The organism is Xenorhabdus anantnagensis (assembly GCF_028598555.1).
GTDB lineage: Bacteria > Pseudomonadota > Gammaproteobacteria > Enterobacterales > Enterobacteriaceae > Xenorhabdus > Xenorhabdus anantnagensis.
In genome coordinates this window covers 56,432-82,916 of record NZ_JAQRFN010000002.1, presented here as the reverse complement: position 1 = coordinate 82,916, position 26,485 = coordinate 56,432, and the positions used below count along the sequence as shown (strand labels likewise).

Annotated in this window: 20 protein-coding genes and 3 tRNA genes; 17 read left to right on the top strand and 6 right to left on the bottom strand. The window is 43.3% G+C overall.

Features of this window, described 5'->3' with window-relative positions:
- The first annotated feature begins 121 nt into the window (after window positions 1-121).
- The 9 genes from PSI14_RS02005 to recD all read left to right on the top strand — a co-directional run bounded on the left by PSI14_RS02005 (window position 122) and on the right by recD (window position 14,839).
- Window positions 122-577, top strand: a complete 456-nt coding sequence (locus PSI14_RS02005; RefSeq protein ID WP_273574168.1) for a YaiI/YqxD family protein — start codon at window positions 122-124, stop codon at window positions 575-577.
- 349 nt (window positions 578-926) lie between these two features.
- Entirely contained in the window at window positions 927-1,433 is a 507-nt protein-coding gene (locus PSI14_RS02000; protein WP_273574167.1) for a prepilin peptidase-dependent protein, read from the top strand.
- Window positions 1,430-2,041 (top strand): prepilin peptidase-dependent protein, encoded by a 612-nt coding sequence (locus PSI14_RS01995; RefSeq protein WP_273574166.1) that lies wholly within the window; start codon window positions 1,430-1,432, stop codon window positions 2,039-2,041. Before PSI14_RS02000 ends, PSI14_RS01995 begins: the two co-directional genes overlap by 4 nt.
- A 23-nt stretch (window positions 2,042-2,064) precedes the next feature.
- On the top strand, window positions 2,065-2,523 hold the full coding sequence (locus PSI14_RS01990) for a YgdB family protein (RefSeq protein WP_273574165.1): 459 nt from the start codon (window positions 2,065-2,067) through the stop codon (window positions 2,521-2,523).
- Window positions 2,520-2,888 (top strand): prepilin-type N-terminal cleavage/methylation domain-containing protein, encoded by a 369-nt coding sequence (locus PSI14_RS01985; protein WP_273574164.1) that lies wholly within the window; start codon window positions 2,520-2,522, stop codon window positions 2,886-2,888. Before PSI14_RS01990 ends, PSI14_RS01985 begins: the two co-directional genes overlap by 4 nt.
- Window positions 2,888-6,310: an exodeoxyribonuclease V subunit gamma gene (gene recC / locus PSI14_RS01980; protein WP_273574163.1), complete on the top strand. Its 3,423-nt coding sequence runs from the start codon at window positions 2,888-2,890 to the stop codon at window positions 6,308-6,310. Before PSI14_RS01985 ends, recC begins: the two co-directional genes overlap by 1 nt.
- 35 nt (window positions 6,311-6,345) lie before the next feature.
- On the top strand, window positions 6,346-9,231 hold the full coding sequence (gene ptrA / locus PSI14_RS01975; protein WP_273574162.1) for a pitrilysin: 2,886 nt from the start codon (window positions 6,346-6,348) through the stop codon (window positions 9,229-9,231).
- Window positions 9,232-9,296: 65 nt separating this feature from the next.
- Window positions 9,297-12,944, top strand: coding sequence for an exodeoxyribonuclease V subunit beta (gene recB, locus PSI14_RS01970; protein WP_273574352.1), 3,648 nt, complete (start codon window positions 9,297-9,299; stop codon window positions 12,942-12,944).
- Window positions 12,945-12,949: 5 nt separating this feature from the next.
- On the top strand, window positions 12,950-14,839 hold the full coding sequence (gene recD, locus PSI14_RS01965; RefSeq protein ID WP_273574351.1) for an exodeoxyribonuclease V subunit alpha: 1,890 nt from the start codon (window positions 12,950-12,952) through the stop codon (window positions 14,837-14,839).
- A 62-nt stretch (window positions 14,840-14,901) separates the two neighbouring features.
- Here the strand turns inward: recD and argA are convergent, their stop codons facing one another.
- Window positions 14,902-16,227: an amino-acid N-acetyltransferase gene (gene argA, locus PSI14_RS01960; protein ID WP_273574161.1), complete on the bottom strand. Its 1,326-nt coding sequence runs from the start codon at window positions 16,225-16,227 to the stop codon at window positions 14,902-14,904.
- A gap of 241 nt (window positions 16,228-16,468) precedes the next feature.
- Here argA and amiC point away from each other — a divergent pair, with 241 nt between their 5' ends.
- Window positions 16,469-17,716 carry an N-acetylmuramoyl-L-alanine amidase AmiC gene (gene amiC, locus PSI14_RS01955; protein WP_273574160.1) on the top strand — a complete coding sequence of 416 codons (1,248 nt, stop codon included), beginning with the start codon at window positions 16,469-16,471 and terminating at the stop codon, window positions 17,714-17,716.
- 225 nt (window positions 17,717-17,941) lie between these two features.
- Here amiC and PSI14_RS01950 read toward each other — a convergent pair.
- The 3 genes from PSI14_RS01950 to PSI14_RS01940 form a co-directional block, all read right to left on the bottom strand.
- A tRNA-Met gene (locus PSI14_RS01950) sits at window positions 17,942-18,018 on the bottom strand.
- A 68-nt stretch (window positions 18,019-18,086) separates the two neighbouring features.
- A tRNA-Met gene (locus tag PSI14_RS01945) sits at window positions 18,087-18,163 on the bottom strand.
- Window positions 18,164-18,355: 192 nt separating this feature from the next.
- Window positions 18,356-18,432 (bottom strand) — tRNA-Met (locus PSI14_RS01940).
- 228 nt (window positions 18,433-18,660) lie between these two features.
- Between PSI14_RS01940 and mltA the strand changes: the two genes are divergently transcribed.
- Together mltA and tcdA are read left to right on the top strand one after the other, a co-directional pair.
- Window positions 18,661-19,758 (top strand): murein transglycosylase A, encoded by a 1,098-nt coding sequence (gene mltA / locus PSI14_RS01935; RefSeq protein WP_273574350.1) that lies wholly within the window; start codon window positions 18,661-18,663, stop codon window positions 19,756-19,758.
- Window positions 19,759-19,841: 83 nt separating this feature from the next.
- Entirely contained in the window at window positions 19,842-20,654 is an 813-nt protein-coding gene (gene tcdA, locus PSI14_RS01930; RefSeq protein WP_273574159.1) for a tRNA cyclic N6-threonylcarbamoyladenosine(37) synthase TcdA, read from the top strand.
- Window positions 20,655-20,677: 23 nt separating this feature from the next.
- Here tcdA and csdE read toward each other — a convergent pair whose 3' ends face one another.
- Window positions 20,678-21,136 (bottom strand): cysteine desulfurase sulfur acceptor subunit CsdE, encoded by a 459-nt coding sequence (gene csdE / locus PSI14_RS01925; RefSeq protein WP_273574158.1) that lies wholly within the window; start codon window positions 21,134-21,136, stop codon window positions 20,678-20,680.
- A gap of 84 nt (window positions 21,137-21,220) precedes the next feature.
- Entirely contained in the window at window positions 21,221-22,426 is a 1,206-nt protein-coding gene (csdA, locus tag PSI14_RS01920) for a cysteine desulfurase CsdA (RefSeq protein WP_273574157.1), read from the bottom strand.
- A gap of 407 nt (window positions 22,427-22,833) precedes the next feature.
- Here csdA and PSI14_RS01915 point away from each other — a divergent pair, with 407 nt between their 5' ends.
- From PSI14_RS01915 to PSI14_RS01895, 5 genes are all read left to right on the top strand, one after another.
- Window positions 22,834-23,757 (top strand): transcriptional regulator GcvA, encoded by a 924-nt coding sequence (locus PSI14_RS01915; RefSeq protein ID WP_273574156.1) that lies wholly within the window; start codon window positions 22,834-22,836, stop codon window positions 23,755-23,757.
- A 55-nt stretch (window positions 23,758-23,812) separates the two neighbouring features.
- On the top strand, window positions 23,813-24,208 hold the full coding sequence (locus tag PSI14_RS01910) for a DUF423 domain-containing protein (RefSeq protein WP_273574155.1): 396 nt from the start codon (window positions 23,813-23,815) through the stop codon (window positions 24,206-24,208).
- Entirely contained in the window at window positions 24,201-25,298 is a 1,098-nt protein-coding gene (gene rlmM / locus PSI14_RS01905; RefSeq protein ID WP_273574154.1) for a 23S rRNA (cytidine(2498)-2'-O)-methyltransferase RlmM, read from the top strand. The genes PSI14_RS01910 and rlmM overlap by 8 nt, the downstream gene beginning before the upstream one ends.
- Window positions 25,299-25,585: 287 nt before the next feature.
- Entirely contained in the window at window positions 25,586-26,140 is a 555-nt protein-coding gene (locus PSI14_RS01900) for a toxin VasX (RefSeq protein WP_273574153.1), read from the top strand.
- Between the two features lie 4 nt (window positions 26,141-26,144).
- A complete protein-coding gene (locus PSI14_RS01895; protein WP_273574152.1) occupies window positions 26,145-26,477 on the top strand; it encodes a hypothetical protein in 333 nt (110 codons plus the stop codon).
- Window positions 26,478-26,485: the final 8 nt, after the last annotated feature.

Genomic DNA, 26,485 nt, shown 5'->3' with positions numbered 1-26,485 from the left:
TTTAGCTTATTAAATAGGCTAAAATGAGGAAGGAAACTCATAAATGAATAGTTTGATTATTTTAAAGATCGTGTAACTATCCTAGATATAGCTAAAAATATGAAATTGAGAGGAATCTGTTATGCCTATATGGGTAGATGCTGATGCATGTCCTAAAGTTATAAAAGAAGTATTATATCGTGCAGCAGAACGTGAAAAAGTACAGGTTACATTCGTGGCAAATCAGCGATTAAGTGTACCTGCATCCGCTTTTTTACGTACATTACAAGTCCCTGCTGGGTTTGATGTCGCTGACAATGAAATTGTTCGTCGCTTAGAAATTGGTGATTTAGTGATTACAGCAGATATTCCTCTTGCTGCTGAAGTGATCGAAAAAGGTGCAATAGCACTCAATCCGCGCGGTGAACGTTATAGTGAAGCGACAATACGTGAACGCCTAGCTATGCGTGATTTTATGGATACGATGCGGGCAAGTGGGATCCATACGGGAGGGCCTGCTACGTTAAACCAACGTGATCGCCAGCAGTTCGCAAATGAATTAGATAAATGGTTATTGCAACAAAAAAAAGTGTCTTGAAAGGATATGTGACTGTTCTGTGAGCAAAAAACACGATTGTTATTAAAAGGATTACAGCTTCAGTCTCCATGAGAACCCACAAACGTACCTGATTGCTGTTTGATTCCAGCTTGATAGGTACGATGAAAATAATCAAGCTGGAAAATGCAACAATAAGATAGACAATGGTTTTGAGAGAATTTCAAATGTTATTCTGTGAACCATCACGCAATTAAAATGTAAAAAAGTAACATATTTATTTTATCTTCGAATCTCTCCGCATAATCAAACAGTGACACTGTTTATTCTATTTCTAATAGTAGATATTTCCCTTGACCAAAATCGAGAGTGATATATAAATCAGGAAATAATGACGTATAAATGTATTAACAAGAAAAATGGATTTACATTGTTAGAATTAATGATTGCAATGCTCATCATTTCGATCAGTTTGTCCTGGGGGTTGTATTATTGGGGAGAATATCAAAACCGTCTGCGTTTACAATCTTCAGTGCATAATGTGTTGTCTTTCATGGAAAGGCAGCAGGCTTTGGCAAATTATTTGAATCAGGATCGTACCCTATGGTTGGTGGTAGGGCAGCATTGGTGCTTGGTATCGTCTGTAACCAAAATTACTGATTGCAATGAAAGTGATGGGGAGCGAGTTAATTCTCCTCATGAAGATGTATTTCTATCATTTTCCACGGCTGATCGCATTGATTTTTATGGGATCAGAAATACAGCAATGCCAGCGAGTTTCACTCTGGCAAACTCGGCAGGTGAAATTAGTGTCGTGATTTCGGGGCGTGGGCGGATCAGAACATGCAGCAATACAATTAATCAGCTTCCTAATTGTGAGGGAATAAAAAATCCATGATTCTGACTATTCTCTGTTTTAAACCAAAACAGAAAGGATTTTCCTTGTTGGAAATAATGATAGCTCTGCTAATCAGTAGTGTGATTTTTATTGCCATGACGAAAACGTATCCGATTATATCAGGCCAAATTCTCGATCTCTATCGTCAATATAGATTGCATTATTTGGTGAATAGAACGGTCTATTTAATGGAGAAAGATATCCGACGTGCAGGTTATTGTCAGGAGAGAAAGGAGTGTAAAGGTGATCCACTGGTAATTAAAAATAAAAATACGGAAGCTGCTAATTCTTGTTTTATTGCTGCTTTTGATCTCAATTTAAATAATCGATGGGAAAAACCTGATCATATTGAATCTGAATTTTTTGGTTATCGTTTAAATAACCGGACTCTTGAGTGGAAGAGAGGAGCTGGAGATTGTCAGGAAGGGGGTTGGGAAAGATTATTTGATCCAAAAGAGATTGTCATTGATGCTTTTCATCTTGAAAAATCACGGATAAAAAGTGGGGTAATTTTTATTACTTTGTCCATTGATGCCCATTGGTTGAAATCCTCATCGATTGTGCATCGTCATCAAGCAACAATTCGGCTGCGTAATATCAGGGAATAAATATATCAGGATATGAAGAGAATATGGCAGATAAGCAACAGGGAAATGTTTTGCTGGTATCGATAATGATGCTATTGGCACTGAGTTTGATGATGTTGAAAGCGCTCCATTATCAACAGGAAAGCGCTATGTTCATGATGATGGATGAACAAAATTATTTGAATGCTTTTCTGCGGGCTGAATCATCACTGATATGGGGAAAGGCTCAATCATGGCCGATTAATCAGCAAGAAATGGGCGCTTGGTTTTGTCTACAACAAACTGAATTTAATTTGAAAAGTTGCCTCAGACACTATTCAGGCAATCTTTTTTTATTAAAAGGTATCGCTCAATTCACATCAGGAGAAAAGTTTGAACTTTATCAATGGATGAAACAGATGAAATATTCAAATCAAGATACACTTATTCCTGTAACACTGGCTCCTATTGAAAGTGGTTGGCTGGATTTTTGTCCTGTTCCTCAGGCTGAATTTTGTTTATGAAAATGCGCAGCTCACTTGGGCGACAAGCGGGCATGAGTTTACCAGAAGTCATGGTTGCGTCTGCCGTATTTGCGATCTCCTTATTAGGTTTAATGCGTTACCATCAAGCACTGTCAGCCAATTTTCAACAATATTGGGGGCAGCTTAAGGCGGTACGATATGCCCATGATCAATTAGAACAATATGAACGTTGGGAAGGCCAGATTGCACTAAAGAAGACAGAAGTGGAGGAGCAGAGATGGAAAATGGAATTTCAGCGAGAATTTCACTCTTTGGGATGCTATCAAGTAACGATTAAATTGACAGTACATTACAATAAACCAAGTAAATTAGAACGCTGGTTTTGCGCAGGTGGGGAGTATTGATGTTTAGAGTTTATCATTCAAATCAACTCGATATTCTTAAGGAGTTGATGGCGATATTGATCCGGGATAATCCCTTATCTGACCCATTTGGTAAAGAAGTGATTTTGGTTCAAAGCCCGGGGATGTCACAGTGGTTGCAGATTCAATTGGCAGAAAAACTGGGTATTGCTGCGAACATGGAATTCCCGCTGCCTGCAACCTTTATCTGGCAGATGTTTACTCAAGTATTGCCTGATGTTCCCAAAGATGGTGCTTTCAGTAAGGATGCCATGAAATGGAAATTGATGACCCTGCTGCCTGATTTGCTGACGGAGCCGGAGTTTTCAGCGCTCAGGCATTATCTTGATCAAGATATTGATAAACGCAAGATCCACCAGTTGGCTGGCCGGATTGCCGATCTGTTTGACCAATATTTGGTTTATCGCCCACGGTGGTTAGAAAATTGGGAAAAGGGTCAATTAATTGACGACTTGAGCAGTAATCAGTTATGGCAAAAAAGGCTATGGTTTGAACTGATAGAATATACTTGCCGGTTACAACAACCTTTGTGGCATCGCGCTAATTTATACCAACGATTTATCACAACGTTGGAAGAAGGGAATTTTCCATTGGAGAACCTTCCTCCGCGCATTTTCATCTGCGGCGTCTCTACATTACCCCCTGCCTATCTGCAAGTATTTAAAGCATTAGGTAAACATATTGATATTCATCTTATGTTCACTAACCCATGCCAATATTATTGGGGGGATATTCAGAGTTATGCGTTTCTTGCCAAGTTAAATAGCCGGAAACCCAAACATTATAAAAGCCGTCAATTGCTGGAAAGATTCAAAGATCCAGAACAGGCCCCATTGCTCTTTAATGAAGAAGGGGAGCAGGAACTGAACAACCCACTGCTGGCATCTTGGGGAAAATTGGGCAGGGATAACCTCTATCTGCTATCACAACTGGAGCCGGATTCTGATGTTCATGCTTTTGTTGAATTAGAGCCTGATTCCATCTTGCATCAAATCCAGCAGGATATTCTTAATCTTGAAGATCATGCCCAAATTGGCTCTACAGAAGATACCTTCAAAAATAGTCTGAAAAAGCGCCTGATTGATTATGCTGATCGCTCTCTGACTTTTCATTCATGTCATAGTCCGCAGAGGGAGATAGAAGTATTGCAGGATCAAATTCTGCATTTGTTGGATGATGATCCTGCACTGACACCAAGGGACATCATTGTGATGATGGCGGATATCGACAGCTATGCCCCTTATATTCAGGCCGTTTTTGGCAATGCACCCGATGACCGTTATATCCCCTTTGCCATTTCTGACCGTAAAGTGCGTCAGGCACATCCGGTTTTACAGGCATTCATTACTCTGCTGGATTTACCACAGAGCCGATTTACGGCAGAGCAGGTGCTGGCATTATTGGAAGTTCCCGCTTTAGCCAATAAATTTGCTATTCAGGAAGAAGGGTTGCGTTTATTGCGGCGTTGGGTAAAAGAATCAGGAATTTGCTGGGGGCTGGATGATGACAACATTGAAGCACTGTCTTTACCAGCTACAGGGCAGAATACTTGGCGCTTTGGTCTGACGCGTATGCTGTTGGGTTATGCGATGGATAGTCAGGCAGGGCCATGGAATGAGGTTTTGCCTTACGATGAATCCAGTGGCCTTGCGGCCGAATTAGCGGGGCAATTGGCTGAGTTCTTAATGGAACTGAATCGCTGGCGTAAAATTTTGAGCGAAGAACAGCGGTTGACGGATTGGTTAACGGTATGTCCGCAACTGCTGGAAACTTTTTTCGAAGTGGATGATGAAATTGAACTGGTTCTGGTGCTTATTACGCAGCAATGGCAAAAAGTGATTGATAATGGCCTGAATGCATACTACGGCGAGAGCATTCCTTTGGTGCTGTTGCGCGATGAACTGGTGCTTCGTTTTGATGATGAGAAGATCAGCCAGCGCTTCCTTGCAGGCTCCCTCAATTTTTGCACCCTGATGCCTATGCGTTCCATCCCTTTTAAGGTTGTTTGCCTGTTGGGAATGAATGACGGGGTTTATCCAAGAACCATACCACCACTTGGGTTTGATCTTATGGTAGAGAAAACTCAGCGAGGGGATAGGAAACGGCGTGATGATGACCGTTATCTCTTTCTGGAGGCGTTGGTTTCGGCTGAGCAATTTCTTTATATTAGCTATATCGGTAAATCGATTCGAGATGATACTGAGTGCAATCCATCCGTATTGGTCAATGAATTACTGGATTATGTTTGCCAGAGTTTTTGCTTATCCGCTGATGAAATGTTGAATGTTGATGAGAGTGCCAAGAATGTCAGAAAACATTTACTTTCACAGCATACTCGTGTGCCTTTTGCGACGGAAAATTTCTTGCCTGACCACTATTCACAAAGTTATGCCGCAGAATGGTTGCCAGCCGCGACACAGCAAGGTGTTTCAGCGACTGATTTTTGTCAGCCGATTGCCTTTGATCGCAGTGAAGTAAAAGAAATTACATTAGATGAATTGATCCGCTTTTATCGACATCCTGTCAGGGCGTTTTTTCAGCAACGGTTGAAAGTGCATTTTGTCATTGAAGAGATGGAGCTGCCTGAAGAAGAGCCTTTTGTACTGGATAACCTGCAACGCTATCAATTCAACCAACTGCTGTTAAGCATTCTTATTGAACAGGGGGCACCTGAATCTTTGTTCTGCCATCTCCGTGCATCGGGAGGATTGCCATACGGCTCCTTTGGCGAGGTTTATTGGATGGAACAACTGGAATCCATGCAGCCACTGGCTGCTAGGGTACGTGAAGAGAGAACAGAGCCTTTTTCCATTGAGCTATATGAGAAACTAGACGCTGTGATATTGACCGGCAATATTAATCAGGTACAGCCTGATGGAATTTTACGTTGGCGACCAGCGAACTTAACGGCTAATGATGGTATCCAACTATGGATTGAACACCTTGCCTATTGTCTTTCAAGTGGTAGCAGTGAAAGCCGCATGTATGGAACGGGCAAAAAGGGGAAAAAAGAGAAGGAAGATAAAAAAGTTTCAGAATATCGTTTCTTACCGCTAGAACAGGATGAAGCGAAAAAATATTTGAACCAAATGGTCGAAGGCTATCTTCAAGGAATGTCTGAGCCTCTCCCCTTGTTTTGCCGAAGTGGCTGGGCATGGCTGGTTGATTGTTTTAATCAGGAAACCCACGAAATCGATTTCAGTGAAGAAGTGCAACAAAGCGCTGAAAATAAATTGATGGAACAATGGCTGGGAATACATGACAGAAAAGGGGAAAGCAGTGATCATTACGTACAACGGGCTTTCCGGCAGGTTGATCAATTACTTTTGGAGCGCATGAAGCGTGAAATTCAGAGCTATTTGTTACCTATGGCCCATTATTCAAATGGCTCATTATTCAAGTAGCTCATTATTTAAATCATTAGGGAGAATATTAGGTTATGCCTAAATATATTATCCGCATCATGACGATGCTCTTTCTGCTAATTTGTGGGGTTACTGCGTATGCGCAATCGCCTTGGCAGCCGTTGCCAGATACGATTCACAAAAGTGATCGGGACCCTCGTCAATATAAAGCCATTAAACTGCAAAATGGTATGACAGTCCTGTTGGTTTCTGATGAAAAAGCGATTAAATCATTAGCCGCCGTATCTATTCCGGTTGGTCACATGGAAAATCCAGATAATCAGCTTGGTCTGGCTCACTATCTTGAGCACATGGTATTAATGGGTTCCAAGCGTTATCCTCAACCGGGAGCATTTGCCGAATTTTTGCAAAAACATGGGGGAGGCCGTAACGCTAGCACAACTGCCAACCGAACTGCATTCTATCTGGAAGTTGAAAATGACTCCTTAACAGAAGCGACGGATCGCCTTGCGGATGCTCTTGCTGAACCTTTGCTGAATCCCGTGAATGCTGATCGTGAACGCCATGCTGTTGACAATGAAATGACCATTGCCCGTGCGGGTGAAGGGCATCGTATATGGCAAATCCGTTCCGAAACCATTAACCCTGCCCACCCTAATGCCCGCTTTGCTGGCGGAAATTTAGAAACGCTCAAAGATAAACCTGACAGCAAATTACAGACTGCACTGGATGATTTTTACCAACGCTATTACTCTGCCAATTTGATGAAAGGAGTTGTGTATGGCAATCAATCAATCGATAAATTGGCTCAGATTGCGGCAGAAACTTTCGGTCGCATTCCGAATCGACACGCTTCTGTGCCTGCTATTACAGTTCCTGCAATAACAGATAAAGAAAAAGGCATCATTATCCATTATGTGCCAGCACAACCCCATAAAGCGTTGCAACTGGAATTCAGCATTGCCGACAATAGTGCAGATTTTCGCAGCAAAACAGACACCTATGTTGGATATTTAATCGGTAATCGCAGTCAAAATACGTTATCTGACTGGCTACAGAAAAAAGGTTTAATCGAAGGCATTGATGCAGGGGCAAGTCCAAAAACTGATGGCAATTCCGGGACATTTAATATTTATGTTTCGCTGACAGATAAAGGGCTTGAACAGCGAGATCAAGTTATAGCAGCCATTTTTTCTTACATTAACCTGTTAAAACAACAGGGTATCAACAAGAATTATTTCGATGAAATGGCTAAGGTTCTTAATTTGTCGTTCCAGTATGCGTCAATCGTGCGGAATATGAACTATATTGAGGGGCTGTCCGATGCCATGCTGATATTGCCTATTTCCCATGTTCTGGATGCGGGGTATGTTGTAGATGGCTTCAATCCAAAAGCGATAGCCAGCCGTTTGGATGAATTAACACCTGAAAATGCACGTATTTGGTTTACCAGCCCAACAGAGCCACATAACAAAGAAGCTTACTTTGTACAGGCTCCGTATCAAGTCAATAAAATTACCTCAAAGCAGCTGGCGGAATGGAAAAAACTCGAACAGGGAGATTTATTCTCTTTGCCTGAATTGAACCCTTATATTCCTGATGATTTATCTCTGATTAAAACATCTGGCAGCCAAAAACACCCTGAAATGATTTTGGAAAAGCCAAATGTTCGCTTGCTGTATATGCCGAGTCAATATTTTGCCGATGAACCTAAAGGCAGTATTACACTAGAGATGCGTAACCCTAATGGATTGAAGAAAATCAAGGATCAGGTTTCAGATACATTATTGGGCTATTTATCTGAACTGACACTTAATCAGTTGGGTTATCAGGCTTCAGTTGGGGGGATGAGTGTTTTTACAGGTTATGTCAATGGCTTGAAGATCGGTGTCAGCGGTTATACGCAACATTTACCAGAGTTGTTAACTTCAGCGATTAATCAATATATTTCGTTTACACCGACTCAAGAGGAACTGGCTCAAGCGAAATCATGGTATCGGGAACAGCTGGAAGTCGCTAATAATGGCAACGCCTTCCAAATGGCAATGCAGCCAGTTTCTCGCCTTTCTAGTGTGCCTTACTTTGAACAGGCAGAAAAATTGAAGGTGCTGGATACCATCACCGTTGATGATATTGTGAAATACCGTCAGAGCATGATCCAACACTCGGCTTTACAGGCTCTGGTTTTCGGTAATTTAACTGAGCCGCAGAGTATTGACATCGTTCAATCAGCACAGAAGCAACTCGCTAATCAAGGAACGGTATGGTGGACTGGCAATCGCATTGTTATCGACCGTAATTATGCGGTTAATTTTAAAGGCACGGCTAACAGTACAGATAATGCATTGGCGGAAATCTATATTCCGACAGGATATGACCACATCAACGGCAAAATTTATTCCAGTTTGCTGAGTAGCATTTTGTCACAGTGGTTCTATGATCAATTGAGGACGACAGAACAGCTTGGCTATGCAGTTTTTGCTTTCAACCAACATGTAGGTAAACAATGGGGATTGGGTTTCTTGTTGCAAAGCAACAGTAAGCAACCGGATTACCTACATAAACGCTACCAGAGCTTCTATCGACAGGCTGATAAAAAGCTGAAAGCGATGTCTGATGCTGAATTTGAGCAGTATAAAAAATCTCTTCTGAAAGAAATGCGTGAACCGCCGCAGACTTTTTATTCAGAAGCAGGTCGCTATTATGCGGATTTTGGGCGTAATAACTTTAAGTTTGATACACGAGAAAAAATCATAGCAGCAATGGAAAAAGCCACTAAAGCGCAGCTCATCGCGTTTTATGAAAAAGCAGTGATTAAACGTCAGGGGTTGGCTCTGGTTTCCCAAATTACAGGGAAAAAAGGCACAGTTCATCAATATGCTGAGATGAAAGGCTGGAAAACTTACGATTCTGTGTCAGATTTCCAGAAACAATTACCGATCAAGGTGAATGCTCAGTGAGCAAAGCTATATCGAAAGCTATATCGGATTATGAAATACCGGATCATGAAATGTTAGGCTGTCAGATGCTGGATTATCAACAAGATTATCAAGTCGTACAGTCTCATAAACTTAACCCGTTAACACTGCCGCTGTATGGTCAGCGGCTGATTGAAGCTTCAGCAGGAACGGGAAAGACTTATACGATAGGCTTGTTGTATCTGCGTCTGTTGCTGGGATTGGGCGGCTCTGCCGCCTTTTCCCGTCCGCTGAATGTCGAAGAGATTCTGGTTGTTACCTTTACGGAAGCTGCAACGGATGAATTACGTGGACGTATCCGCGAAAACATCCATCAACTTCGCTTGGCCTGTATACGGGAAGAAACAATTGTTGGTGATCCGGCTTATCAGCAATTGCTGAATGAGATTCCTGACAAGGAAAGCGCAGCCAGTTGGTTATTGGCCGCTGAGCGCCAGATGGATGAGGCTGCGATTTATACTATCCATGGTTTTTGTCAGCGAATGTTGGTACACAATGCGTTTGAGTCAGGTGTATTGTTTGAGCAAACGTTGATTCAGGATGAAAGTCAGTTACGTAAACAAGGCTGTGCTGATTTTTGGCGGCGTCATTGTTATCCCCTGCCATTGCCGATTGCTGCGGAAATCAGCCGGATATGGAGTGGGCCGGAAGCATTATTGAAAGATATTGCTGATTATTTACACGGAGATATGCCGTATATCGTCAATGCGCCTGATGGTGATGAAACGTTGTTTAACCGTCATCAGAAAATCATTGAACAGATTGATTCGATAAAGCGTCAGTGGAATGATGCCGCTTCTGAGTTAGAGGAATTGATCGCCAATTCAGGTGTTGATAAGCGTAGCTACAGCAAAAAGCACTTACCCAATTGGCTGAATGGTGTTTCTGAATGGGCTAGATTATCTACCAAAGATTATCTGCTGCCCAAAGATTTGGATAAATTTTGTCAGTCCCGTTTATTGGAAAAGACCAAAAAAGGAGAGGCTCCGCAGCATGCGCTGTTTGAAGCCATCGATGGTTTATACCAACATCCGCTGACCTTGAAAGACATCATCATCTCCAAAGCGATTGTGGAAGTTCGTCAATCGGTTAGTCAGGAAAAACTGACACGTGGCTACATGGGTTTTGATGATTTGCTGACCCGCTTGGACAGTGCCTTGCGACGTGCAGGAGGAGAGCAGCTTGCAGCAACCATTCGGCAGCGCTATCCCGTCGCAATGATCGATGAGTTTCAGGATACTGACCCACAGCAGTATCGCATTTTTCAGGCTATATATTGCCCTCAATCAGACAGGGAACTGCCGGAAAATGGCTTGCTGTTCATTGGCGATCCCAAACAAGCGATTTATGCGTTTCGTGGGGCAGACATTTTTACCTATATTCGCGCTCGTTCTAACGTTAAGGCCCACTATACGCTGGAAACTAACTGGCGTTCTTCTGTATCAATGGTGCAAGCCGTCAATAAACTGTTTTCTCGCCCAGAACGCCCATTTTTGTTTGAACAAATTCCATTCATTAACGTTAATGCAGCAGCGAAAAATCAGGGGCTGCAATTTTCTTTTCATGGTGAGAATCAGGCTGCTTTGCGTTTTTGGTTACAGTCTGGTGAAGGCATTTCCAAAGGAGCATATGAACAAAGCATGGCCCGACAATGTGCTGCCCAAATACGGGATTGGTTGCAGGCAGGACAAGAAGGGAAGGCTCTTTTATGTCATATAGAAAAAAGCCGTCCGGTTATGGCGGCAGATATTACAGTGTTGGTACGTGATCGCCGGGAAGCATCATTAATCCGTAATGAATTGAATGCGCTGAAGATACCATCGGTTTTTCTTTCCAACCGAGAAAGTGTGTTTGATACGTTAGAAGCAAAAGATTTGCTTTGGCTATTACAGGCGGTATTGGCTCCGGAAAAAGCGCGTGAATTGAGAAGTGCATTAGCCAGCAGTTTATTTGGCTTGAATGCACAACAAATTGATCAATTAAATCACGACGAAACGGCGTGGGATCGTTTGGTCGATGAGTTTGATGATTATGCCCGTTTATGGCGTTCTCGTGGCGTATTACCCATGTTGCGGGCAGTCATGGTGAAATATCGGATAGCAGAAAATTTGTTGGCAGGTGATGACGGTGAACGCCGGCTTACAGATGTTATGCACATTGGTGAGTTATTGCAGGAGGCATCTCAGCAATTAGATAGCGAACATGCCGTGGCTCGTTGGCTGGCACAACAGATTTCACGCCCGAACCCGCAATCCGAAAACCAGCAGCTACGGCTGGAGAGTGATCGGCATTTGGTGAAAATCTGTACCATTCACAAGTCTAAGGGGCTGGAATATCCGTTGGTTTGCTTGCCTTTCATTTGTGGTTACAGGAAGCAGAAGCAGGCTGTCTATCATGATCGCCATAACTTTAAAGCCTATCTCAGTATTTCCCATGATGATGAAACGTTGAAAGAAGCTCTGGAACTGGCTGATGAAGAGCGCTTGGCTGAGGATTTACGCTTGCTTTACGTAGCATTAACGCGATCGATTTATCACTGTAGTGTTGGTGTGGCCCCGCTTATCAAAGGGAATAGAGGGAAGACAGGTGACACGGATTTGCACTTGTCTGCTCTTGGATACCTGCTGCAAAAGGGGAAGAAAGGTGATGCAGAACTATTGGTAAACAGCCTGAATGAGCTTTGTGATGACAGTATAGAGATCAAGCTGGTGGAAGATATCACCGATTCACAATGGCACTTGCAAAATGAAAATATTCTGTCGCTGGAAGCCAGAAGGTTTCAACGTTCCGTTCGGGATGACTGGCGGGTGACGAGCTATTCGGGTTTACAATACTCGTCTTCTCACGCGGCTTCTTATGCTTATGCTGGTGCATTTGGCGAATCTGTAGATGTGATTGTGCAATCCATTTCTCCGAAGCTGGATATTGATGCTCGTGGTGAAAAGCAGGGAGAACAGTCATTACAGATGACTCCGCATACTTTTCCACGTGGGGCATCTGCGGGTACATTTTTGCACAGTATTTTAGAGGATCTGGATTTCGGCAATCCCCCGGATCGGGCGTGGTTAGTGGAAAAACTGACCACATCAGGATTTGATGAAAATTGGGCACCTGTATTGGAACAATGGATAGAGGATATTTTGGACGCAGAATTGAATGAGCAAGGTATGCAGCTTGTCAATGTGCCCCGCCATCACCAGCAAAGTGAAATGCAGTTTTACTTGCCTGTGGATAAGTTATTGCATTCAAAGGAAATGGATGCCCTGACTCGTCGTTATGATCCACTGTCTGCACAATGTGCGCCGCTGTCCTTTCATCAGGTCAAAGGCATGTTAAAAGGTTTTATTGATTTGGTTTTTTGCTGGCAGGATCAGTTTTACGTAGTGGATTACAAATCAAATTGGCTGGGTGAAAACAGCCAGTCATATACGCAAGAAGCGATGGCAAGAGCCATGATAGAGCATCGTTATGATTTACAGTATCAGCTTTATACTCTGGCCCTGCACCGTTATTTACGTCACCGGTTAGCCAATTATGATTACCGTCAGCATTTTGGTGGCGTGATATACCTGTTCCTGCGTGGTATTGATAAGGCTAACCCCGGTCATGGCATCTACCATTATTTGCCTCCCTTTGAATTTATTGACGAACTGGATACGCTTTTCAGTGGTGCTGGTGAGGAACAAAGCGTATGAATTCCATGATGTCATTATTGCAGCAGGCAGTGAGCCAGAAGCTGCTGCGTCCTTTGGATGTGCAGTTCGCTTATGCAATGGTTGAGGATGAAAACCCTCTGTTACTGTTAATTACGGCGCTGTTAAGTGCTGAATCAGGAGCGGGGCATGTCTGTTTACCACTGGAACGAATCTCGCCAAAATATTTTTTTGAAGGAAGGCAACCTGAATTAGCTGCATCGCTTTGGTCTTTGGCCGGGGAACCAGATCCACAGCAGATACTGGCTGAGTTGCAGGCCTGTCCAGCGGTGAGTGTAGGGGAGTTTCCTACACCGATGATCCTTGCCCATCAAGAAGGAACTGGTTGTCGTCTGTATTTACAACGTATGTGGCAAAGCGAACGGCGTGTAGCAGATTTTTTTGCTGCGGTAGAGTTGACTGATACTTTTGATGAAATTCAACTACGCCGTATTTTGGATGAGCTTTTTGGTGTCACTACCGAAGAAGAAGTTGATTGGCAGAAAGTTGCGGCGGCAGTGGCTGTAACGAGCCGAATCTCTGTGATCTCTGGTGGGCCGGGAACCGGAAAAACCACGACAGTGGCTAAGTTATTGGCCGCCTTGATTAAGTTACATGGAGGAAAAAAATTAAGCATTCAATTGGCAGCGCCAACAGGTAAGGCGGCGGCAAGATTGACAGAATCACTTAGGGAAGCGGTCAAGAAACTCGATTTGACGTTGGAACAGTGGCGTAGCATTCCAGAACAGGCTCAAACTATCCATCGTTTATTAGGGGCGCAACCCGATAGCCAGAAACTGCGTTATGGTCGTGATAATCCGTTGTCCCTTGATATTTTGATTATTGATGAAGCCTCAATGGTGGATTTGCCGATGATGGCTCACTTGATTGATGCTTTGCCGCCACGGGCGAAGGTTATTTTCTTGGGGGATAAAGACCAGCTTGCATCGGTTGAAGCAGGTGCGGTATTGGGTGATATTTGCCGCTTTGCCGAACAGGGTTATAGTACCAAACGTGCTGAGCAGTTGGGAAGATTAACCGGATGCAGGCTGACATCTTATTCCCCCTCTTCTTCCTCTTTATCTTCTGATGAAAACGCTTCCGTAGTGCGGGATTGCTTATGCCTGTTGCGTAAAAGTTATCGCTTCAACTCGGCTTCTGGCATTGGGCAATTGGCATCGGCAGTGAATCGGGGGGATCGTGCGGGTGTCGCTACGATGCTGAGTCAATCTTTTCCTGATGTTTATTTCTACCCACTTTCAGCGGATGAAGATTATCAACGTCTGTTGGCTGAAACTGCTGTAGGTTACTACCAATATTTGGCGATGGTAAATGAACGGGCATCGGAAAAAGCTATTTTGGCCGAATTTAACCGTTTTCGATTGTTGTGCGCGTTAAGGGAAGGCCCTTTTGGTGTCACCGGACTGAATCAGCGAGTGGAACAATTACTGCACAGGAAAGGAGTTATCACTCTGCCAAAAACTGTAGAGAGCCGTGGTTATGTCGGACGTCCTATCATGATATTGCGTAATGACAGTACTCTTGGGCTGTTTAACGGAGACATCGGGGTTATGCTCAGAAATCAGGATAATGAGCTGAAAGCTTATTTCCAGTTGTCGGATGGGCAGATTAAAGGGTTTCAGCCGAGCAGATTGCCCCAACATGAAACGGCTTATGTGATGACTGTGCATAAATCTCAGGGATCTGAATTTGAGCATACGGCCTTGGTGTTACCAACTCAATATTCACCATTAGTCAGTCGAGAATTGGTATATACCGCTTTGACCCGGGCTAGGGAGAAATTGACTATTTATGCCCATAAGCCAGTGTTGGACAAGGCTGTGGCTACAGCAACCCAGCGGCGAAGCGGGTTGGTGGAATGGTTCAACCCGCAATAAAAAGGCGATGTGGCTAGACTGATATAGTTAAGGTTGATTCTAACAAGATTAATAGAATAGCCTTATAAATTCAGTATCAAGATCTTGGAGCAGCGCTGGTAGTTATACAGCGCTTGTTTTTCCACGGGTAATATCTCTATTCCTGCGGGTTCAAAGCCTTTCTCCTGAAACCAGTGAATACTGCGAGTTGTGAGTATGAAAAGTTTTTCCAACCCTATCTGCTTAGCCTGATTGGAAATTGCATTCAGCAATATTTCACCTCTGGAAGAGTTCCGGTAGTCTGGATGCACTGCAACGCAGGCCATTTCCCCGATTTTTTCATCAGGATACGAATACAGCGCAGCGCAGGCGATAGTGACATTATCAAGTTCTATCAGCGTGAAATTATCAATTTCCATTTCCAGTTGTTCACGTGAACGGCGTACCAAAATGCCTTGTTGCTCCAATGGGCGAATAAGTTCAAGAATGCCGCCAATATCATTGATATTGGCGCGGCGTATCTGTTCGGAGCGCTCCATAACTATTTGGGTGCCGATACCTTCTCGGGAGAATAATTCCTGAATCAACGAACCATTTTCTTGATAACTGATCAGATGGCTGCGGCGAACTCCACGGCGGCAGGCTTTGATTGCTCCCCTTAAGAAACGCGAGGTTCCTGAAGAGTAATCACCCGTATTTTCCAATTTGTACAGGTGAGCTTCTCCTTCATTGGGAAACATTTCTGACAAGGTATTACCTTCAGCGTCAAGTACACCCTGAGATGAGCAAAATCCAATTAATTTTTCTGCTTTTAGTTTAATCGCTAATTGTGTTGCAATTTCTTCGGAAGTCAGGTTGAAACTTTCTCCTGTGATGGAGACCGCAACCGGCCCAATCAGCACGATAGTATCATTATCCAATTGCTGGTTGATTGCTTCCTCATCAATACGGCGGATCCTGCCACTGTGGCAATAATCAACCCCGTCATCCACTCCCAAAGGTTGAGCGATAATAAAGTTCCCGCTGACAACATTAATATTGGCACCTTGTAATGGTGTATTACTTAAGCTCATGGAAAGGCGCGCTGTAATATCCAATTGTAGTAGACCCGCTGCCTGTTTGACCAAATCCAGTGTTTTAGCATCTGTTACTCTGGTGTGCTTGTGGTAAACCGATTGGCAATTGTGTTCGACAATATTTTGCTCAATTTGTGGACGAGCACCATAAACAACGATTAAACGAATACCAAGATTATGCAGTAACCCAATATCGTTGACGATATTGGGGAAATTCTCATGGGCGATGGCTTCACCTCCCAGCATAATGACAAAGGTTTTGCCACGATGTGCATTGATATACGGAACCGAGTGACGTAATGCTTCAATCAATTCAGTACTGCGTTCTTTCATGATCCCCTCTCTGATTGAATTTTTATTCGATTTTTTTGTATTTTTATTCTTTTTGGAGGGAAATGGCAAGAGGAAATATGGATAAAAATAACGCTATTATTTATATTGGTATATATAAATTAAGGGATTAAAAAAGGCATTTTTTTTAATGACAGAAGTTCGCTAATTAATTAGAGTTCCCGCTTAACTATTATCTTTGGTAAAGATTACTGAGTTCGGTTGTTTTTAAATGGAATAAACGATGAGTCATTCAGACCATAATACTTCACGTCGTCGCCTGCTGAAAGGCGCAGCCGCTGTATGGCTATTAAGTATCAGCCCGATAGGTTACGCAGCTACTTCAAAAGTCATTGCTGTTCGTATTTGGCCTGCATCAAGCTATACCAGAGTGACGTTGGAGTCTAATATTCCACTTAAGTATCGCCAGTTTTCACTTTCAAAGCCTAACCGTATTGTTATTGATTTACAGGGTATCCAGCTTAATAGTGTTTTGAGCAGTATGGGGACACAGATTCAGCCGCGTGATCCTTACTTAAAATTAGTGAGGACAGGGCAATTTGATCCTAAAACAGTGCGTTTGGTATTTGAAATAAAACAGCCTGTGGCTCCGCATATTTTTACATTACCACCGATTGCAAAGTTTAAGCACCGTTTGGTACTCGATCTATATCCCAAAAAGGCTGCTAGTATGGATGATGATCCTTTGCAGGCTCTGCTTGAAGAATACAACAGTGGGAATCTGGAACAACGTTTACCTGCCGAGACCCGTAAACCCGGAAAAGCAGGTAAAGACAGGCCAATTGTGATTATGCTCGATCCCGGTCATGGTGGTGAAGATTCTGGGGCGATTGGGAAACATAAAACCCGCGAAAAAGATGTCGTGTTGCAAATTGCCCGTCGTTTACAGGCAATTATCAAGCGTGAGCCGGGTATGAAAGTTTACATGACCCGTAATGAAGATGTGTTTATTCCCTTGAAAGTGAGGGTAGCGAAAGCTCGTAAGATGCGGGCTGATCTCTTTGTTTCTATTCATGCGGATGCCTTCACAAATCGCTCTGCTCGGGGATCATCCGTGTTTGCGCTTTCAACTAAGAGAGCTACCAGCAATGCAGCTCGCTTCCTCGCTCAGACTCAGAACGAGGCTGACTTGATTGGTGGGGTCAGCAAAAGTGGTGATAAATACTTGGATCATACCATGCTGGATTTGGTTCAAACCGCGACGATTAATGATAGCTTGAAGTTTGGTGATGAAGTGCTCAAACGGATGGGTAAAATTAATAAACTGCATAAAAATAGTGTCGATCAGGCAGGATTTGCGGTATTGAAAGCGCCAGATATTCCTTCTATTTTGGTAGAAACTGCATTTATCAGTAATCTGGAAGAAGAACGCAAACTTAAGACAGCTAAATTCCAGCAAAAAGTGGCGGAATCTATTTTTGCTGGCATTAAGGCGTATTTCAAGAATGGAGCAGAATTAGCACGGCGGTGAAATATCCGCTGTGAATTAATTTCTCACCATAAAGGCTATTGTAAAGTTTGGCCTGATAAAATATTGCATAAAACCAGTAAGGGTTGATTGCTTATGATGTGATTATAGGCATTTTTTTAAACAGAATTTAAATAATGTTCAAATGCTAATCTAAAAATAAATCAGGTAAAAATCAGGAAATAAAAATTGGGAAGAAGTCGAAGAGATAAGATAAAAAATTGATATTGGTTGCGGGGGCCGGATTTGAACCGACGACCTTCGGGTTATGAGCCCGACGAGCTACCAGGCTGCTCCACCCCGCGTCCGTTTATTTGCAAACCTCGATCATTAATTATGAATGCAAATATTGAGCAATGACATCGTATAAAGTTGGTTGCGGGGGCCGGATTTGAACCGACGACCTTCGGGTTATGAGCCCGACGAGCTACCAAGCTGCTCCACCCCGCGTCCGTCTATCTGCAAATCTTGATTATCAATCATGAATGCAAATACTGAATGATGACATTTTTACTGCTACTGCTTTTACTGCTACTGCTTTTACTATTACTGCTTTTACTACTACTGTTTTTACTACTAAATCTTCTCTACTACTAAATCGTCTCAATATTACAGCATATCAACGACAGTATTTTATCGAACTGGTTGCGGGGGCCGGATTTGAACCGACGACCTTCGGGTTATGAGCCCGACGAGCTACCAAGCTGCTCCACCCCGCGTTCGATGTCGGCACACTATACTCTGGAATGTAGCAGTTGCAAGTTTTTTATTAATATTTGCTAAATTACTTTGATTTTTGGTTGCAAAGCAATCTTATTGTCTCATTTTTACTCGATAAGCTTTATCAAAACAGTCAGCTATTTTTTTATAACCACATTTCATTATTTATGGGTGTTTGATATTGTTCGTGGTCGGAGTAAGTGATGGCTAGAGATAAGGCATTAAATATGAGAATGTGGGGCAAATATCTTTTATTTGGATTTGTCATTTCGTTATTATCGGGATGCCATTTTCGACCGATTGATCGGGCGCAGCAGTATAAGGATGGGCGAATTATCCATAACCTCCAGTTGGTTAATACGCCTAATGCCGAAGGCTCCCCGGTTAATGCCAGGGATTTTGTCACTCAAGTTAAATATATCAGTGAGGCTTCTCCTCGCCTTTATAACAATAATCGTGAAATATTTGAGGCGATCGAGAATTGGATGCTGTCGGGTGGTGATACCCGTGATTTAAATGAGTTTGGCTTGCTGGCTTATCAGATGGAAGGTGAAGATAAATACGGCAATGTAAAATTCACAGGTTATTACACTCCCGTTTTGCATGCGCGACATACCAAACAAGGTGAGTTTAAATATCCGCTGTATCGTATGCCAACTCATTCGCATTCCCGTTTGCCAAGCCGCGCTGCGATATATCGCGGAGCACTGAATAAGAAATTTATTATCGGATACAGTAATTCCCTAGTGGATAATTTCATGATGGAAGTACAAGGAAGTGGCTATGTCAATTTTGGGGATGGGCGTCCATTTACCTTTTTTGGCTATGGGGGAAAAAATGGACATGCCTATCTCAGTATTGGCAGTGTTCTGATTAATCGTGGAGAAGTGCCGAAAGAGAAAATGTCCATGAAAGCTATCCGTCAGTGGGCAGAACAGCACAGCGAGCCCGAGGTGAGAGAATTGCTGGAACATAATTCTTCATTTGTTTTCTTTAAACCTGAACCCCACACCCAAGTGAGGGGAGCCAGTGCCGTCCCCCTTGTTGCAAAAGCATCGGTAGCATCTGATAAGTCATTGATCCCTCCCGGAACGACGCTACTGGCGGAAGTGCCTGTATTGGATGAGATGGGCAAATTTACCGGCCGGTATCAGATGCGTCTGATGGTAGCGCTGGATGTTGGTGGTGCCATAAAAGGAAACCATTTCGATATTTATCATGGTATTGGGGCGAAATCGGGTGAAATGGCCGGTTTTTATAATCACTATGGCCGTGTTTGGGTATTGAAGAAAGCATCATCTGGCTTTTTGGCTGAGAACCAGTAAGATCCCTCCAATTCGCACGATCAATTTCAAATAATCAATAACCTATCTCAATAGAGTAGGTTTTATGCAGGATTTATTTAGCAATGCAAGCTTCTCTCTCTGATGCTTATCTTCAGCGTTTTGCTGGTACGGCTCGACTCTATGGTCAGAAAGCACTTTCATTATTTGCCCGTTCACATGTTTGTGTTGTAGGCATTGGCGGTGTTGGTTCATGGGCGGCAGAAGCGCTGGCGCGTACAGGTATCGGTGCTATCACGCTAATTGATATGGATGATGTTTGTGTCACCAATACCAATCGTCAGTTGCACACCTTGGTACAAAACGTGGGCTTGCCAAAAACAGAAGTCATCGCTGAGCGGATACGAGCGATCAACCCTGAATGCAAAGTTACTTGCATTGATGATTTTGTCACGCCTGATAATGTAGCTGAATTGATGTCCACAGGATTCAGTTATGTTATTGATGCGATTGACAGTATACGGCCAAAAGCCGCGTTATTGGCCTATTGTCGTCGCTATAAAATTCCGGTTGTAACGACTGGCGGAGCGGGTGGGCAACTCGATCCAACCCAGATTCAGGTGGTGGATTTAGCAAAAACGGTACAAGATCCATTGGCGGCAAAATTGAAAGAGCGCTTGAAGTCGGATTATCGTGTGATGAAAAACGGCAAGGGCAAGTTGGGGATTGACTGTGTTTTTTCAACGGAACAGCTGGTTTATCCCCAATCTGACGGCACAGTTTGCGCAGCGAAGAGCACTGCGGAGGGTTCTAAACGAATGGATTGCGCTTCTGGTTTTGGTGCCGCAACAATGGTTACGGCGACCTTTGGTTTTGTTGCTGTATCCCACGCATTGAAAAAAATGGTGGCAAAAGCTGGGCGGGAAAATACGCTTTAAACAGGTCTCATCTTTAAACAGAGCTAATGAATGTAGGTATTAGCTATTTCCTGAATCGTGTTTATCAGGGATTTCACGCCATTGAGCCTTGAACCACTTAATTGCTGTTCAAGGCCGATTTGTTGAAATAACTCAGCTAAAGGTGTTTGTAAAACCTGCTCTGGTGTTTTGCCTTCCACGGCGGTCAGCAGAACAGCCAATAACCCTTTGACAATACGGCCTTCGCTATCACCATAAAAATGCAATCGGCCGTCTGAAAGTCGTTGATACCCCAGCCAGACCCGATTTTCGCAGCCAGATCTTTCGATATTCTGTTGTTTTAGCTCATCCGCCAAAGCAGGCAGCTTTCTGGCCAGACCGATTAGCTGCCGATAACGATCTTCCCACAATATGCATTGCTGAAAGTTTTCAATAAGTTGTTGCTCTGTGATTTCCGTTCCGAAGGGATGCGGAGCAAGGATGCTGTCTGAGAGTTGTGTCATTGGTTATTTATCTTGCAGTGGGTGGGTTGCTGATTTCCTTTGGATGAAGTTTCAGGATCATAGCAGTTATGTATCTAAACAACATCACTCATCCAACAGCGACAGTGCAAACTTTACGGCGCTGATCAGCCTATCCGCATCTTGCTGGTTATTATAAGGCATAAACGAAGCACGCAGGCAGCCGCTGATCCCAAGGGCATCCAGCAGTGGCTGGGCGCAATGTTGCCCTGAACGCAGGGAGATATTTTGTTCTGCAATCAGTGTTGCCAGGTCACTGTGGTGTATTCCGGCGATATTGAAAGCCAGCAAACTGGAATCTGCCACACGGTAACTGATAAAACCCGCCAGCGTGCTGAGTTGCTGTTCAGCGTAATCTGTCAGAGCAATTGCATGAGCTTCGGCGAGCTGGATATCAATGGTTTTCAGCCATGCCAAGGTTGCTGCAAAGCCGATCACACCTGCAACATTGGGCGTTCCTGCTTCAAAGCGATAAGGTACTGCTTCCGGTGTAAAACCGTCAAATGAGACTTGAGTCAGCATTTTGCCGCCGCCATGCCACGGTGACATCGTATTCAGTAATTCAGTTTTGCCATACAACACACCCAATCCGTTTGGGCCATACAGTTTATGGGCCGAAAAGGCGTAAAAATCGATGTCCAGTTGATGAACATTGATAGGTGCGTGAACGATGCCCTGAGCGCCATCGACTAGCACATGGCAATTATATTGGTGGGCGAGTTTGGTCACCTGCGCCAAATCTACTGCTGCACCCGTAACGTTCGATATTTGGCTGATGGCAACCAAGCGGCTTTTTTCAGTCAATAGTTTTGCGAGGGTGTCGATTTCTGGTTGGCGCTGATTACCAATCGGCCATTTGACGATTTTAGCGCCCGTCTGTTCTGCCAGAATCAGCCACGGCAGCAGGTTAGAGTGGTGTTCCTGTTCGCTGACTATGATTTCATCATCCACGTTCAGACGGGAACGGAAGTAACTTTGTGCGACCAGATTGATGGCCTCGGTTGTGCCTTTCGTCCAGATAATATTTTCAGGCAATGGCGCATTGATCAATTCCGCTACCATTGAACGAGCCTGCTCATAACGAGCGGTCATGGCTTGTGCAGTGGCATGTTGGCTGCGATGCACTGTTGCACTATGGTTTTGATAATAGTGTTCAGTTGCTTCAATCATACAGGTCGGTTTTAATGCCGTGGCTGCACTGTCCAAAAATGTGGTTGATTGTTGCAGGGCAGGAAAGTACTGTCGGAATTTTTCTGAGTCAAAGGCTTTCATAAACGGTGCTAATTTAATCGTTGTGTAATAAAGAATAAGTTTTTCTTTAGACAAGAGCAGAGGAATTCTACAGGAGAAAGTCGAGAAAAAAAGCACCGCAATTGCGGTGCATTAAAAAAAATCACTATGGACAGACAGGGTAAATGTACAGGAAGTGAAAAAAACAGTAGCTTACGCTACAAAATCTGGTTTCCCAGACAACTTGCAAACACAACATCACAACCACAAAGCCAAAAGCGTCAATGTATTGCTACAAAGAGACTTTTCGTTCCGGCTTAGGAAGTGCGCACACTATAGGGATTTGCTGGTATATCATCAATGGACAAATTATAATGATTCGGATTATAAAAACTAATACCTAAATGAAAAGAGTTACCGGTATCGTCACTATCATATAAGAAACGAACATGTCTAAACGTTTACCTCCACTCAATGCGTTACGCGTTTTTGATGCTGCGGCCCGTCATTTAAGTTTTACTAAAGCGGCAGAAGAATTATTTGTGACTCAGGCTGCGGTTAGTCATCAAATGAAAAGTCTGGAAGATTTTCTGGGATTAAAGCTTTTTCGTCGTCGTAATCGTTCACTATTGTTGACGGAAGATGGACAAAGTTATTATCTCGATATCAAGGAAATTTTCACTGCCATTAATGATGCCACCCGCAAACTTCAGGCCCGCAGTGCCAAGGGGGCGTTAACAGTCAGTTTATCCCCCAGTTTTGCTATTCAGTGGTTAGTGCCTAGGCTTTCTGGTTTTAATCAGAGTTTTCCGGGGATCGATGTCCGAATTCAGGCGGTGGATCGGGAAGAAGATAAACTGGCTGATGATGTCGATGTCGCGATTTTTTATGGCAGGGGAAGCTGGCCGGGAATGAGAACTGACCGTCTTTATCCGGAATATCTGTTGCCCGTCTGTTCTCCTTCGTTGCTGACGGGAGATCGTCCATTGAAAACACCTTCAGATCTCGCCAAACATACTTTGCTGCACGATTCATCCCGGCGGGATTGGCAAGCCTATATCCGCCAGCTTGATATGCAGCAGCAGATCAATGTTCAGCAGGGGCCAATATTCAGTCATAGTTCGATGGTGATTCAGGCGGCAGTGCATGGCCAAGGGGTTGCGCTGGCTAACAATGTCATGGCACAGAATGAAATTGATGCAGGGCGTCTTGTCTGCCCGTTCAATGATGTTTTGGTCAGTAAGAATGCATTTTATTTGGTTTGTCACGATAATCAGGCAGAATTGGGCAAGATCGCCGCTTTCCGGAAATGGATACTGACTCAAGCAGCGACTGAGCAAGAAAGGTTAGGATTTATCACCCAACACACTTAATCTGACACAATTAATAACCAGCTATACCCAATAGCTGCTAAACAGGAGCTGTGTGATGAGCAGTCGAATTATGCTTATTTTTGTTGGGATCAGTGGTTTTTTCTACGTGGCATTAGGAGCGATGGGGGCACATATGTTGGCACCTATCCTGACACCACGTCAGATGGAATGGATTCATACCGGCCTGCAATATCAAGGGCTGCATACACTCGCCATGATGGCTCTGGCAGCTTTATTGATGCGTCAGCCTGTAGCATCGTTTGGCTGGAGTGGGATTTTTTTCGCGGCGGGAATTGTGCTGTTTAGTGGCAGTCTTTATTGTCTGGCCTTTTTTCCGTTAAAATTTCTGGTTTATTTGACACCAATCGGTGGGTTCAGTTTTCTCATTGGTTGGTTATGTGTATTAATTGGCGCTCTGCGTCTAAGGAAATTGGCGCCTAGCCATGAATAAAGTTGCTTTATATTGCCGTCCGGGTTTTGAAAAAGAGTGTGCGGCAGAAATTACCGATAAAGCGGGTAAAAAAGAAATTTACGGTTTCGCCCGCGTGAAAGAGAACAGTGGTTATGTGCTGTTTGAATGTTATCAACCTGATGATGCGGATCGTCTGATTCGGGAAATTCCATTTAGTGAGATGATTTTTGCTCGTCAAATGTTGGTTGTTGGTGAGCTGTTGAAAGATTTACCGCCGGAAGATCGCATTACACCGATTATTGGCATGTTGTTCGGTGTCATTGAGAGGGCGGGTGAGCTGCGTGTAGAAGTGCCGGATACTAATGAAAGCAAAGAGTTGATGAAATTCTGCCGTAAGTTTACGGTTCCGCTGCGTAATGCGATGCGTCAGGAGAAACTTTTGCTGGCAAAGGAAAATTTCAGTCGCCCTGTGATTCATGTCTTTTTCATTGCTTCAGGTTGCTGCTATGTCGGGTATTCCTACAGCAACAACAATTCCCGTTTCTATATGGGGATCCCTCGCCTGAAATTCCCTTCAGATGCGCCAAGCCGTTCAACACTGAAACTGGAAGAAGCCTTCCATGTATTTATTCCTCATGACGAATGGGAAGAGCGTTTGGATAGTGGCCTTCACGCAGTGGATCTCGGTGCTTGTCCGGGAGGATGGACTTACCAGTTTGTGAAACGCAGTATGATTGTTCATGCGGTAGATAATGGCCCGATGGCTGATAGCCTGATGGATACGGGGCAGGTGAAGCATTATCGTGTGGATGGTTTTAAATTTGAACCGCCAGTGAAAAATATTTACTGGCTGGTGTGTGACATGGTTGAGAAACCCGCAAAAGTTGCACAGCTTATGACGGATTGGCTAATAAAAAGCTGGTGTCGTGAGGCGATCTTCAATCTTAAATTGCCGATGAAAAAGCGCTATGAGGAAGTGGCTCATATTTTGCAGAAAATAGAGTTGCAATTGAAAGAGAACGGCGTAAATGCGCAGCTCCAGGCGAAACACCTGTATCACGATCGTGAAGAGATCACAGTACACATTCGCCGTATCTGGTCTGTGTATGCAGCCCAACGGGATTTTTGATCGTTCCGTCATTTTTTAATGTGCTGCCCTTGTTGGCAGCATCTAATAACCTTCGGCAGTACCATCAAACCCCAGTTACTCCAGTCATTCTTATCCTGCTACATAATCCTGACCACATAGTTGGCTATGTTTTTGGGGAGCAATTTCTTTTTTATTGCATTATTCGATTATATGTAACCGTCCGCGGAACCACACCTACCCAAAGCCAATGCTCTTTTAATTTTAAATAATAATATTAAGAGGTTCTAATGTTCTTGCGATGAATAAAGGGGGAATAAAGGAACAATATGTGCGCTATTTTTTGTTTTGATATGCACCCGGCAGCATATATATTAAGCGGTTATTTCGATAGCCAGACGGCGCAGGACGGTATAAGAGGGTTAATTGTAAAATATACCCAATATGAAAGAAAAGTAGATAATGCATCTTGGGAAAAAATACAACCTGCTAATGATTCAGTGGGATTAGGCTATCCTTTTCTGGCTCTCAATAAAGGCGTATCCAAAATTAGTATTGTTTATAGTGAAGTTCCTTTTTCTGAACGAATATTAGACAAGATAGATAAAGATGAATCTTTTCGCAGAAATGCAATGCAGTTTGTTGATCTGGATGATGAAAAATCTTTATATGCTATTGATGCCACAGAAGCGCATTTAGAGACTCTAATAGAAGAATTTAAAGAAGTTGGAGAACAATTTGAGCGTTATCATGAACATTTACAAGACCTACAAGATCCAAACGCGCCTCCTATCAATCTTGGTGATTTAACTACAGAAGATACTTATAAAATGGATGTCGATCTGGTAATGCGTCAGATGGATAGTGTGCGATGCCTGTATTAAGTGTTTGTCTTTTTTAGGTGTTGAAATACAGAAAGGAAATCAGGTTGTATTAAATGAAAATGAATGGAATAAATTATTAAAAAAACTAGAAAAATATAGCAACCAAGGAATTCCAGGTAAAGTTAAAGGGGGTATGTCTAAAGTTAATGCGGAGATGAAAAAATGGGGTGGGAAGAAAGTATTCAATTGGTTCAAAAAAATTGACAGTTATACTTATAGATTATACGTAAAAATACCTACAATTAAATTTAATAAACCAAAATTCAATGTTGTGGCTATGCGACATTTACAACAACAAACTAGTATATTTTTTGATTGTGGTTTGATTGTGGTTTGAGTGGGTTA